At 44.6% G+C, this 12,719-nt stretch carries 10 protein-coding genes; 1 reads left to right on the top strand and 9 read right to left on the bottom strand.

Annotated features, from left to right (window positions below; all coding sequences use genetic code 11):
• Position 1: 1 nt before the first annotated feature.
• From carA to secA, 4 genes are all read right to left on the bottom strand, one after another.
• Positions 2 to 1,141 (bottom strand): glutamine-hydrolyzing carbamoyl-phosphate synthase small subunit, encoded by a 1,140-nt coding sequence (gene carA / locus VER99_RS02180; RefSeq protein WP_014230812.1) that lies wholly within the window; start codon positions 1,139 to 1,141, stop codon positions 2 to 4.
• A gap of 481 nt (positions 1,142 to 1,622) precedes the next feature.
• Entirely contained in the window at positions 1,623 to 2,432 is an 810-nt protein-coding gene (dapB, locus tag VER99_RS02175) for a 4-hydroxy-tetrahydrodipicolinate reductase (protein WP_020335893.1), read from the bottom strand.
• A 113-nt stretch (positions 2,433 to 2,545) separates the two neighbouring features.
• The gene (gene mutT / locus VER99_RS02170) at positions 2,546 to 2,947 is read right to left on the bottom strand and encodes an 8-oxo-dGTP diphosphatase MutT (RefSeq protein ID WP_014230810.1); all 402 of its coding nucleotides are present in this window, start codon (positions 2,945 to 2,947) and stop codon (positions 2,546 to 2,548) included.
• A 126-nt stretch (positions 2,948 to 3,073) separates the two neighbouring features.
• On the bottom strand, positions 3,074 to 5,800 hold the full coding sequence (gene secA / locus VER99_RS02165) for a preprotein translocase subunit SecA (RefSeq protein WP_014230809.1): 2,727 nt from the start codon (positions 5,798 to 5,800) through the stop codon (positions 3,074 to 3,076).
• Positions 5,801 to 6,199: 399 nt separating this feature from the next.
• On the opposite strand from secA, the gene VER99_RS02160 reads away from it, so the two are divergent.
• Complete coding sequence (locus VER99_RS02160; RefSeq protein ID WP_014230808.1) at positions 6,200 to 6,652, top strand: DUF721 domain-containing protein; 453 nt, start codon at positions 6,200 to 6,202, stop codon at positions 6,650 to 6,652.
• Between the two features lie 76 nt (positions 6,653 to 6,728).
• Here the strand turns inward: VER99_RS02160 and lpxC are convergent, their stop codons facing one another.
• The 5 genes from lpxC to murC form a co-directional block, all read right to left on the bottom strand.
• Positions 6,729 to 7,646 (bottom strand): UDP-3-O-acyl-N-acetylglucosamine deacetylase, encoded by a 918-nt coding sequence (gene lpxC, locus VER99_RS02155; protein WP_014230807.1) that lies wholly within the window; start codon positions 7,644 to 7,646, stop codon positions 6,729 to 6,731.
• Positions 7,647 to 7,747: 101 nt separating this feature from the next.
• Complete coding sequence (ftsZ, locus tag VER99_RS02150) at positions 7,748 to 8,983, bottom strand: cell division protein FtsZ (RefSeq protein WP_020335892.1); 1,236 nt, start codon at positions 8,981 to 8,983, stop codon at positions 7,748 to 7,750.
• A gap of 30 nt (positions 8,984 to 9,013) precedes the next feature.
• Entirely contained in the window at positions 9,014 to 10,276 is a 1,263-nt protein-coding gene (ftsA, locus tag VER99_RS02145) for a cell division protein FtsA (protein ID WP_014230805.1), read from the bottom strand.
• A complete protein-coding gene (locus VER99_RS02140; RefSeq protein WP_024372778.1) occupies positions 10,269 to 11,051 on the bottom strand; it encodes a cell division protein FtsQ/DivIB in 783 nt (260 codons plus the stop codon). The genes ftsA and VER99_RS02140 overlap by 8 nt, the downstream gene beginning before the upstream one ends.
• Positions 11,052 to 11,242: 191 nt before the next feature.
• Positions 11,243 to 12,700: a UDP-N-acetylmuramate--L-alanine ligase gene (murC, locus tag VER99_RS02135; RefSeq protein ID WP_020335891.1), complete on the bottom strand. Its 1,458-nt coding sequence runs from the start codon at positions 12,698 to 12,700 to the stop codon at positions 11,243 to 11,245.
• Positions 12,701 to 12,719 lie beyond the last annotated feature (19 nt).

Genomic DNA, 12,719 nt, shown 5'->3' with positions numbered 1-12,719 from the left:
ATTAAGCGCTGTGTTGTTTGATTAGTTCGATAAAGTGGTCAAAAAGCGGTGCTGCGTCATGTGGACCTGGGCTCGCTTCTGGGTGACCTTGGAAGCTAAATGCTGGCTTATCTGTACGGTGGATACCTTGCAGAGAGCCATCAAATAGAGATACGTGAGTTGCACGTAGGTTTTCCGGTAGCGTTGCTTCGTCCGCTGCAAAACCGTGGTTTTGAGAGGTAATCATTACAACGTTACGATCTAAATCTTTAACTGGGTGGTTCGCACCGTGGTGACCAAACTTCATTTTCACAGTTTGTGCACCAGACGCTAGCGCCAGGATTTGGTGACCCAGACAGATACCAAAGATAGGTAAACCTTTTTCTAGGAACACTTTTGTTGCTTCAATCGCGTAAGTACATGGTTCTGGGTCACCAGGGCCGTTTGATAGGAAAACGCCATCTGGATTAAGAGCCAGTACTTCTTCTGCTGAAGTTTCAGCAGGTACAACCGTCAAGCGGCAACCACGGTCAACCAACATGCGTAGGATGTTTCGCTTTGCGCCAAAGTCGTATGCTACAACGTGGTACGGCAACTCGCTGTCATCTTTCGCTTCAGGCAGTCCACCTTCAAGCGTCCACGAGCCTTGCTTCCACTGGTACGCTTCTTTTGTTGTCACAACTTTCGCAAGATCCATTCCTTTCAGACCCGGGAATTCTTTTGCTTTCGCCAGTGCCAAAGCTTCATCTAAGCTGTCACCAGCAACAATACAACCATTCTGCGCACCTTTCTCACGCAAGATACGAGTCAGTTTGCGCGTATCAATGTCAGCGATGCCAACAATATTTTGAGATTTAAGGTAGTCAGAAAGAGATTGTTCATTACGGAAGTTAGAAGCGATAAGAGGAAGATCGCGAATCACAAGGCCTTGTGCATGAATAGAAGAGGATTCTTCATCTTCGGAAGTGGTTCCGGTATTGCCAATGTGAGGATAAGTAAGAGTAACGATTTGCTGAGAATAGGAAGGATCAGTGAGGATTTCTTGATACCCCGTCATCGAGGTATTGAAAACGACTTCACCGACGGATACGCCATCTGCCCCAATGGACACTCCGCGGAACACTGTCCCATCTTCTAGGACTAACAGTGCTAATTTACCCAAGACAACCTCCAGAATAAAAATGCAAAAAAAATAAATCAAAGTGCAAACATGCCTTCCTTTACCTATAAAATCTACATAAATAGGTACTTCAGACAAATTGGCGGTATTCTAAAGACGGACAGGAAACCTGTCAACAAGCAATTAAAAATAAATTATGCTTTTCTAGCAAGTAAGGACGTTTAGGTAGAATAACCCCCAAAACAACAAGTTTTAGACATCTCTATATGGAAAGGGATGACTTTTTTGTGAATTTTACAAATTTGAACTTTATACAGATCACAAAATCAGATGAGATTTTTACGCAAACGTTAACCAACCAAAAATAACTATACTTTTTAAGCCATATAGACAGCATAGACAACAAAACCGCTAAAAACACCACTAAACTAACGTGAGAATGGTAGCGTTATTAAATCATTTATTTTACATCTATACCTAGAGATATAAAAAAGCCGGCTTACGCCGGCGAATAATTATGTAATTAGAGTTCATTCAAACCCAGTACATCGGTCATGGTATAAAAACCTGCAGGTTTAGCACTCAACCAAACCGCAGCCTTCACCGCACCGTTAGCAAAGGTCATGCGATCCGTTGCTTTGTGTGTAATTTCAACGCGCTCGCCAATATCAGCAAACATCGCCGTGTGTTCACCAACAATGTCACCAGCACGAATAGTGGCAAAACCAATCTCATCTTTAGTACGTTCACCCGTAATGCCTTCACGAGCATAAACCGCTACGTCATTAAGATTGTTACCCATCGCTCCTGCAATCGCTTCTCCCATACCAATGGCAGTACCTGATGGTGCATCCACTTTATGGCGATGATGTGCTTCAACAATCTCGATATCGCAGTAGTCACCCATGACTTTGGCTGCTTTTTCCAGCAGCTTGAAAACTAGGTTAACACCAACAGAGTAGTTAGGAGCCATTACCACAGGAACTTGCTTTGCTGCCTCATCAATAAGTGCACGTTCTTCGTCACTAAAACCAGTGGTGCCAATCACCATGCTTTTGCCATGCTGCTTGCAAAGCTCAAGGTTAGCCAAAGTGCTTACTGGTGCAGTAAAGTCGATAATGACATCAAAGTTATCCACGTCTTTAGCAAGATCATCCGTGAGAACGACATCAAATTTGCCTTCACCACATAGTTCACCGATATCGACACCGACGAGTGATGATTCCGGACGCTCAGATCCCGCTGTTACTGACGCTTCTTGATGATGGTGTGAAGCCTTAACCAAGTTGCGACCCATGCGGCCAGCTGCTCCTGCGATTGCAATACGAACCATTGCGTTTTATCTCCTTCTCTGGATAACGAGACCTATACTCGTTTCTCTCGTTTCGCTCAATCTTTTTAAACTAACAACATACCTTGCGAACCACAAGATGATTAATGTCGAAACTATGAAGAAAACTCTTGTACAACACGCTCAAGGATTGGCACATTGGCTTCCGGAAATGCATATTCAGGCAAGCTCTTGATATCAACCCAGCGCCCTTCCTGACCTTCTTTACCGTATGGTTCATTTTCAAAAGAAGTGACGGAGATAAAATCGAACTTCAGAGATTTGTCTGGATAGTCGTACTCAAGGTGCTCAAACAAAGACTGTTCTGTCACGTTGATCCCGACTTCTTCTTCCAGCTCACGAATCATCGCCTGCTCCACAGACTCTTCCGGCTCTACTTTTCCACCAGGAAACTCCCAAAATCCGCCTTTATGTTTATCGTCAGGACGTTTAGTAATGAAGATCTGCGATTTATCTTGGTTAAAAATGATCGCCGCAACGATGTGAATTCTTTTCATGGAGAACGTTTCCTAAAAATGAACTGCTTCCCGCCCTGCATTAAGATGGCACTATGGGGAGCAATAAAATTTACTTAAAAAAAGAGCCGCCTAAGCGACTCTTTATCAATATGTGACTAAACTCTGTTAGTCAATTTTTCCGTGGCACTGTTTGTACTTTTTACCGCTGCCACATGGACAAGGCTCATTACGACCTACTTTGCGCTCATCACGAACGACAGGTTGGTGTGCGCCTTCAGATTCTTCACCATCAGCAAGCTGGTTTTCTGCAGCCGCATGTTGAGCTTGTGCACGGCGCGCCGCTTCTTCTGCTTGCGCACGACGTTGCTCTTCCATACGCTCAACTTCTTCTTGCTGTTGAACACGTACACGAGATAGAACAGTGATAACATCAGATTTCAACGCATCTAGCAAACCTTCGAACAACTCAAACGATTCACGCTTGTACTCTTGTTTCGGGTTCTTCTGTGCGTAACCACGTAGGTGGATACCTTGACGCAAGTGATCCATTGCTGCCAAGTGTTCTTTCCAAAGCGTATCCAACGTCTGTAGCATGACAGATTTTTCGAAGTTACGCAGTACTTGCTCACCAACGACTTCTTCTTTCGCTTTGTAGACTTCAACAGCCAGTGAAATGATCTTTTCACGAAGTGCTTCTTCGTAAAGTTTGTCATCTTCTTCAAGCCATTGCTTAATTGGAGCATCCAGATCGAAGTCCGCTTTCAGGCGTTCTTGCAGACCTTCAACATCCCACATATCTTCCAGAGATTGTGGTGGAATGTATTCATCAATGATCGCCGTCATCACGTCTTCGCGGTTCTGCTCGATCATGTCGCTGATATCGTCAACGCTCATCAACTCATCACGTAGCTCGTAAACGACTTTACGCTGATCGTTCGCAACGTCATCGTATTCAAGTAGCTGTTTACGGATGTCGAAGTTACGACCTTCCACTTTACGCTGCGCTTTTTCAATCGAGCGAGAAAGCATTTTAGATTCGATCGCTTCGCCTTCTTCCATACCACTTTGGATCAAACTTGCCATGCGGTCTGAAGTGAAGATGCGCAGTAGTGAATCTTCCATTGATAGGTAGAAACGTGAAGAACCTGCATCACCCTGACGACCAGAACGACCACGTAGCTGGTTATCGATACGACGAGATTCGTGGCGCTCTGTACCGATGATGTGCAGACCACCCGCTTCCAGCACTTTATCGTGTACGACTTTCCAATCCGCTTTAATCGCGTCGATTTGCTCTTGAGTCGGATTTTCTAACGTTTCAACTTTAGATTGCCAGCTACCACCAAGCACGATATCGGTACCACGACCCGCCATGTTTGTAGCGATAGTCACCGCTCCCGGCATACCTGCTTCAGCAACGATCTCTGCTTCTTTCTCGTGGAATTTAGCGTTCAGTACGTTGTGCTTAATCTTAGCTTTCTTAAGTGCATTAGATAGCAGTTCAGATTTCTCGATCGATACTGTACCTACTAGTGTTGGCTGGCCTTTTGCTACGCGATCTTTGATATCTTCAATGATTGCGGCAAACTTTTCAGCTTCTGTACGGTACACCACATCCGGCATATCATTACGAATCATTGGTTTGTTGGTTGGAATAACAACCGTTTCCAAACCATAGATAGACTGGAACTCAAACGCTTCAGTGTCGGCAGTACCTGTCATACCTGACAATTTCTCGTATAGACGGAAATAGTTCTGGAATGTAATAGATGCCAGCGTTTGGTTTTCGTTCTGAATCTTAACGCCTTCTTTTGCTTCTACAGCTTGGTGCAAACCTTCAGACCAACGACGGCCTGGCATAGTACGGCCCGTGTGTTCATCAACGATGACAACTTCACCGTCTTCAGTAACGATGTAATCAACATTGCGTTCAAATAGTACATGAGCTCGCAGCGCTGCGTTCACGTGGTGAAGTAGGCTGATATTGGTTGGAGAGTAAAGCGTGTCACCCTCTTCCATCAAACCGTTCTTAACCAGAAGCTCTTCGACAAACTCTTGACCCGTTTCAGTCAGGTAAACTTGTTTCGATTTTTCATCTAACGTGTAGTGGCCATCACCACGGTATTCTTCTGAATCTTCTTGATCTTGTCTCTCAAGATGTGGAATCAGCAAGTTGATTCGAGTATATAGCTCAGAGCTGTCTTCAGCAGGACCAGAAATGATAAGAGGCGTACGAGCTTCATCGATAAGGATTGAGTCAACCTCATCGACTACGGCAAAGAAGCGCTCGCGCTGTACGCGGTCTTCATTGCGGAAAGCCATGTTGTCACGAAGGTAATCAAAGCCAAACTCGTTGTTGGTTCCGTAAAGGATGTCAGCTTGGTACGCTTCTTTTTTCTCTTGAGGTGGCATGTTTGGCACGTTGATGCCAACGCTCATACCTAAGAATTCAAATAATGGACGGTTTGTCTCTGCGTCACGTTTAGCCAAGTAATCGTTCACGGTTACCACATGAACGCCTTTACCCGCTAGTGCGTTTAGGTAAGCTGGAAGAGTTGCAGTTAAAGTTTTACCTTCACCTGTACGCATTTCCGCGATTTGACCTGCATTCAGGACCATACCACCAATAAGCTGTACATCGAAGTGACGCATGCCGTAAACACGCTTAGACGCTTCACGAACGGTAGCAAACGCTTCTGGAAGGAGTTGATCGAGAGTTTCACCTTTGTCCAGACGCTCGCGGAATTCAACAGTCTTTGCTTTTAGTTCTTCATCAGATAGAGCTTCAAATGTCGGCTCATAGTTATTAATTTCTTTTACAATTTTTCTAAGGCGGCGCAGTGTTCGATCGTTGCGACTGCCAATAACTTTTGTCAGTAGCTTAGTTATCATTTTTCGTGAATCTCTCTTTCATCAGACCGTTCCCGATCTACTCGTAATGCCTTCAGTCTCTGCCAGTTTGGTACTAAGAATACTGATATAAATCATTTAACAAATGATATTGAGTCCAAACATCCATATTTCAAGGCTAAATTTAGAAACATTGGGGCTTAGTGTAAGGATTTTTAATCGATACAACCATAAATAGACCTATTTGTTTGAAGCACTCTGTAAATTTTATTGAAAGTGGTGATAGATTAGCCAAATTTTTATTTGTAAGTCTCCAAATCTATCAATTTGCTTTCATTATGCGGCGTCCAAATCAATTGTAATAAAGACGCTAATGTAAACTATACCTAGATAGAAAGCTGCTCTAGAATAGCGGTATATCCACAAAATTAGATTTTACCTATGCGTGATCATCGACCAACCTCAACAGAGGATGTTATTGCTGAATCTCAGTTTAAGAAGATTCAAGAGCATGCTGGAGAAATCTTGCAGCTCAACAAAGCCTTACAGGATATCTTGCCTAAAGGCACGGCTGATCATTGCCGAGTTGCTAATGTCCGTAACGGTCATCTATTGATCGATGTGTCTAGCGCTGCCATCAAGATGAAGATCGACTACGATCGCCTAATGATCCTCAATAAACTACGAACTCAAGGCTATGCAAAGTTGATCAGCGTGGATGTCCGAATTAATCCATCCCTTTATCGCAACCGGTACGAGCAAGACGATAGACCCAAGCGACCGCCGTTAACTGAGTCAGCGGCCAAATCATTAATGATTATTGCGGATATGGCGCCACCTAAAATTCAAGAGCGCCTGAAAAGGCTGGCTGACATGGCTGATAAGTCAAAGTAATAATGCGCTGAAAAGATTGAATTTTGGATAGAAAAAAACCAGGTCGAGACCTGGTTTTTTTAAATTCAGTTTAAGCTTATGCTAATACCATATTTGGCTCTGCAAATGCGACTGGAGAACCCGCTTCTTCTTCGAATGTAGTCCATTCCCATGCTTCCTGATCAGCCAGAACAGCACGTAGAAGTTGGTTGTTTAGACCGTGACCTGATTTGAATGCACGGAACTCACCAATAATTGGGTGTCCACACATGTAAAGGTCACCAATTGCGTCCAATACTTTATGAGTAACGAACTCATTATCAAAACGCAGACCTTCTTCATTAAGAATTCGGTAATCATCCAGTACGATAGCGTTATCAAAGCTACCACCCAAAACTAAGTTCTGAGACTGTAGATATTCAATATCACGCATAAAACCAAACGTACGTGCACGAGAAATCTCGCGAACAAACCCTTTAGATGAGAAGTCAAACAACAGGCGCTGCTCGTCAGACTCAATTGCAGGGTGGTTAAATTCAATCTCGAAGTCCATACGGAAGCCGTTAAATGGAACAAACTCTGCCCACTTATCGCCATCTTCGAAACGAACTGGTTTTTTAATGCGGATAAAACGCTTGGGAGCATTTTGCATTTCGATACCTGCTTGTTGAAGCAAGTATACAAATGGGCTTGCGCTACCATCCATAATTGGAATTTCAGGAGCGTCTACTTCAACAACAATGTTGTCGATACCCATACCAGCGAGCGCAGCATTCAAGTGCTCAACTGTTGAAATACGCACGCCTTCGTCGTTAACTAATGCAGTACATAGCATAGTGTCACGCACAGACGCAGGATCAGCTGGAAAATCTACAGGTGGATTTACATCTGTACGACGGTAAATGATACCTGTATTTGCAGCAGCCGGGCGCAGAGTAAGCGTGACTTTACGACCAGAGTGGAGACCCACACCAGTTGTTTTCACTATTTCTTTCAGAGTACGTTGTCTGATCATCTGCTTGCCTCTCTAAAGTGTGCTACAAAACACGGTCGTCTGTAACGTCGACCGTGAATGCTACCATAATTTTGAACCATGTCAAATTTATGGGTTAAAGATTAATCAGCCTGGCGACGCAAGAATGCCGGAATATCTAAATAACCGCTCTCTTTCTCTTGCTTTGGTGCCGCGGAGCTTTGGCTCGACGAAGCAGGAGCAGAAGACGCTGTATTTGTCGGCTGAGGAGTTACCTGTGGCTTCTCTTGCACTTGAGGTTGCAGAGTTTGTGCCGGCTTCTCTTCAGCTTGAGTTGCCATTGCTTGTTGTTGTGGCTGAGCTTGTGTAGTTGGTGCTACTTTCGCTTTACCACCAGCAACAAGGGTGATATCTGGTTTTCTCTCGTTACCAATACCTGTCGCTACAACAGTTACGCGGATTTCATCCGTCATATCTGGGTCTAGAGAAGTACCGATAACTACAGTTGCATTATCAGAAGCAAATGCCTTAACTGTATTACCCACTGTCTCAAACTCGTCAAGACGCATATCCAAGCCAGCAGTAATGTTAACAAGAACACCACGTGCACCAGCTAGATCGATGTCTTCCAGAAGTGGACTAGAAATTGCCATTTCAGCCGCTTCTTCAGCGCGGTCTTCGCCTTTCGCGATACCGCTACCCATCATTGCGTGGCCCATTTCAGACATAACAGTACGTACGTCAGCAAAGTCGACGTTGATCATACCCGGACGAGTAATTAGTTCCGCAATACCTTGTACTGCATTTTTAAGAACATCATTCGCACTTGCAAACGCTTCTAGCAACGTCACGCCACGACCAAGAACTTTAAGTAGCTTTTCGTTTGGAATCGTAATCAATGAGTCAACGTGTTTAGAAAGCTCATCGATACCTTGTTCAGCAAACGCCAAACGCTTCTTACCTTCAAAGCTGAATGGTTTAGTTACCACTGCAACAGTAAGAATGCCTAGCTCTTTGGCTACTTCAGCGATAACAGGAGCTGCACCAGTACCTGTACCACCACCCATACCTGCTGCGATAAAAACCATATCGGCACCAGTTATGGAATCTTTAATTCTGTCTCTATCTTCGAGAGCTGCCTCACGGCCGACCTGTGGATTCGCACCTGCACCCAGACCTTTGGTGATATCACCACCAATCTGAATAACATTGCCAACGCTTGTCTTACGAAGTGCTTGCGCATCAGTGTTAACGCTGATGAATTCCACACCTTCGATGGATTCACGCACCATGTGTTCAACAGCGTTACCACCGCCGCCACCAACTCCAACGACCTTGATTACTGCATCGTCAGACATTTCCATCATCGGTTCAAACATGTGTTGTCTCCGTTTATCCTGCAACTCAGGTTAAAACTCTTTTTGTATCCAGTTACGCAATTTACCGAAAAAGCCAGTAACAGATGAGCGTTTAGGTTCATTGTAATCGCTATCGTCGCTGGACTGCATGTCTCTTGCGTAATGAAGTAATCCAACTGCCGTAGAATGGTACGGCTCTTTTACATAGTCAGTTAAGCCGCTGACTTCGAGCGGTTTGCCGACCCTTACTTGGTTGCGGAATACGCGTTCCGCACATTCGACGACCCCGTCCATTTGCGCAGCGCCGCCAGTCAGTACTACACCGGCTGCCAGATGGTGCTTAATGCCCTCTGCGCGTAATTTTGCCTGAACGGTATCGATCGTTTGGTTAACCAGTCCCATAAGCTCAGAGTAGCGTGGCTCTATCACTTCTGACAATGTTTGACGTTGCAGACTACGTGAAGGTCGCCCACCTACGCTTGGAACGTTAACCGTGTCATCCTTACTGACCAGTTCACTTAAAGCACAGCCATATTTTACTTTTATTTCTTCAGCATCGCTTACTGGCGTACCAAAAGCAAAAGCAATATCGCTTGTTACCGCATTTCCCGCGTACGAAAATACTTCTGTGTGACGTAGCGCACCACCCGTCCAGATTGCAACATCCATCGTGCCTGCGCCAATATCGACCACACAAACTCCAAGCTCTCTTTCATCCTCGGTAATTACTGCATTACTTGCAGCAAGCCCAGAAAATACAAGTTGCTCTACCTTAAGGCCGCAACGTTCTACCGCCTTAATGATATTGCGCGCCATGTCATTATGGCAGGTGATAAGATGGACACTTACTTCCATTCTTACCCCAGAGAGACCAAGCGGGTTTTTAATCCCTTCCTGGTAGTCGATGGTAAACTCTTGTGGAATCACATGAAGGATTCGCTGTTCATCACCGATTTTAATTGATTTTGCGGTATGGATAGCTCTGTCCATATCCTCTTGAGAAACTTCCTCATCAGATATCGTACCCATACCTTTTTCGATTCGGCTTGCGATATGCTTACCAGACAACGAAATGAATACTCGGCTGATTTGGCACTCGGCCATTAACTCAGCTTGATCAATTGCGCGTTGTACTGATTTTACAACCGACTCCAAGTCATTCACGCCACCTTTGTCCATGCCGCGCGAAGGGCTACTACCCGCACCAATTATATTAATTTGGCCATCTGGTAAAATTTCGCCCACTAGAGCTGATACGGTTGCAGTGCCTATATCAAGACCAACAATAATGTTGTCGTCTGCGGCCTTAGTCATCTGTACTCTCTTCTAACTCTTCTTCAGGAAACCAACCGACTGCAGCTCCTGTATCGTACCTGAGATCGATATAACTGATTCTTTGCGTGTCACTACCAAGCTTGTTATAGAGTGAGAAAAAACGCTCTATACGCTCAAGAAGAGACTCTTTACCGAGCTCTAATCGAATACCGTTTTCAAGGATGATTTGCCAAGCTCGTCGCTCATTTAATACCAGAGACGATATCGCTAAACCTAGTTGCTGAAACTTAGGACTCAAATCACGGTAGGTTTGTAAAACCTCAGGGCCGCTATCTTTAGGTCCATACAGCTTAACTTTATCTTCCTTTACCAGACCAACATCCCCGTCGAATACCAAGCCGTTTTTATCCAACAACTCGTTGCCATTCCAAATGGCTTCAGGATGATGCTCTGTCAAAAAAACTTTTACTGTATCTGGCCATTGCTTTCGAATTGCTGCATGAGCAACCCATGGCAAGGCTTCAACACTTTGCTGTAATACATCGATGTCTTGTGACATAAACGTACCAATGTGGTCAATTCTGCTGAATGCAGTTTGAACATCATCAGCTTTGATATACTCCAACTCTCCTTGGAGCACTATTTTGGATAGAGGAAGTCTTTGGTCATCCCACATCCAACTGATCGCCGAGTACAAAACAGAACTAATTAAAGTCAAAACTACGACAAAAAATAGCGCACCTAAGATTTTATTTTTGCGACCACGATTATTATCTGTGTTCAGTCGCTCTTCATTTAGTGCAATATTCAACAACGTCTTCGTTTCCTGACCTTTGTCGTCTACCTTGCTCATGTTAATAACACACTAACAAAAGCAATGACTTTAACCTTGAGATTATACTGAGCTCTAATAAACTATCAAACACTGATAACAATAAATCACAACGTTGTTGGCGCAAAATCGAGATCTAGGTCTTTATCTTAAAGCTCACAACGAATTTCAGCTTATCCCATCATTTTATTAACATTTAGCTCAAGAGCTGCCAGCTGTTTAGCTACTTTACCAACATCACCAGCACCCTGAGTTAAAATTAGGTCTCCGTCTTGTATAACGTTAGCCAAAACTGACGGTAATTGCTCGATTTCTGGAACAAAAATTGGATCTAGCTTACCTCTACTGCGAATTGTGCGGCATAATGCGCGTCCATCTGCGCCTGCAATAGGCTTTTCACCTGCAGAATAAACATCCAACATAATCAGCACGTCGACCTGCTCAAGTACGTTAGCAAAATCATCATACAAATCACGGGTTCGGCTGTAACGGTGCGGTTGGAAAATCATTACCAAGCGCTTGTCTTGCCAACCACTGCGCGCTGCATTAATCGTTACGCCGACTTCCGTTGGGTGGTGACCGTAATCGTCCACCAGCATCGCATGGCCGTTGCCCGTATCAAATTCACCAAGGTGATCAAAGCGACGTCCCGTACCTTGCGTTCCCGCCATTGCTTTCAGGATCGCGTCATCTTCAATGTCATCTTCAGTTGCAACTGCGATTGCAGCTGATGCGTTGAGTGCATTATGACGACCCGGAATATTAAGAGTGATATTAAGATCAGCTCTGCCTTTACGAACCACCGTAAATTTACCTTGCTGGCCTTCTTGGCGGTAATTCTCGATACGTACGTCCGCGTCTTCAGAGAAACCATAGGTAATCACCTGACGGCTAATACGCGGAATTAACTCGCGAACGACAGGATCATCAATACAAACAATCGCTTGACCATAAAATGGAAGATTATGCAGAAAGTCGATGAAGGTTTGCTTCAGGGTTTCAAAGTCACCACCATAAGTATCCATATGATCGGCTTCGATGTTGGTAACAATACTCACCATTGGCTGAAGGTGCAGGAATGACGCATCGCTTTCATCCGCTTCTGCAATAAGAATACGGCTAGAGCCAAGACGTGCGTTAGTACCTGCACTTTTTACCAAGCCACCGTTAACAAACGTTGGATCAAGACCCGCTTCTGAATAAATTTGCGTCACAAGTGCCGTGGTTGTTGTTTTGCCATGCGTACCAGCCACAGCAATGCCATGACGAAAACGCATCAACTCGGCCAGCATCTCTGCGCGACGAACAATAGGAATACGTAGCTCACGAGCCGCCATCACTTCTGGGTTTTCTTCGTTGATAGCTGTAGAAACAACAACCACACTTGCTTGCTCAACATTGCTTGCCTGATGCCCGATATAGATGGTTGCGCCTTTAGCGGCTAATCGTTCAGTTACCGCATTCTTTGCAAGATCAGAACCGGTAATTTGATAACCTTCGTTTAGGAGCACCTCAGCAATGCCGCTCATCCCCGCACCACCAATACCGATGAAGTGGATTGATTTCACGCGACGCATTTCTGGAACCATGGCGCGAATCTGAGCTAAGTCTTGTGTATGTTCAATAGTCATCTGTTTCTATTCTCGATAA

Source organism: Vibrio natriegens NBRC 15636 = ATCC 14048 = DSM 759, assembly GCF_035621455.1.
GTDB classification, from domain to species: Bacteria; Pseudomonadota; Gammaproteobacteria; order Enterobacterales; family Vibrionaceae; genus Vibrio; species Vibrio natriegens.
The sequence above is the reverse complement of the archived record's forward strand: the minus strand, read 5'-3'. Positions and strand labels throughout refer to the sequence as shown.

What these genes read in the sequence shown, in the direction of transcription:
- dapB (WP_020335893.1), bottom strand. Translation starts at nt 2,432, where the DNA reads ATGGTTCGTATTGCAATCGCAGGAGCAGCTGGCCGCATGGGTCGCAAC.
- mutT (WP_014230810.1), bottom strand. Translation starts at nt 2,947, where the DNA reads ATGAAAAGAATTCACATCGTTGCGGCGATCATTTTTAACCAAGATAAA.
- secA (WP_014230809.1), bottom strand. Translation starts at nt 5,800, where the DNA reads ATGATAACTAAGCTACTGACAAAAGTTATTGGCAGTCGCAACGATCGA.
- VER99_RS02160 (WP_014230808.1), top strand. Translation starts at nt 6,200, where the DNA reads ATGCGTGATCATCGACCAACCTCAACAGAGGATGTTATTGCTGAATCT.
- lpxC (WP_014230807.1), bottom strand. Translation starts at nt 7,646, where the DNA reads ATGATCAGACAACGTACTCTGAAAGAAATAGTGAAAACAACTGGTGTG.
- ftsZ (WP_020335892.1), bottom strand. Translation starts at nt 8,983, where the DNA reads ATGTTTGAACCGATGATGGAAATGTCTGACGATGCAGTAATCAAGGTC.
- ftsA (WP_014230805.1), bottom strand. Translation starts at nt 10,276, where the DNA reads ATGACTAAGGCCGCAGACGACAACATTATTGTTGGTCTTGATATAGGC.
- murC (WP_020335891.1), bottom strand. Translation starts at nt 12,700, where the DNA reads ATGACTATTGAACATACACAAGACTTAGCTCAGATTCGCGCCATGGTT.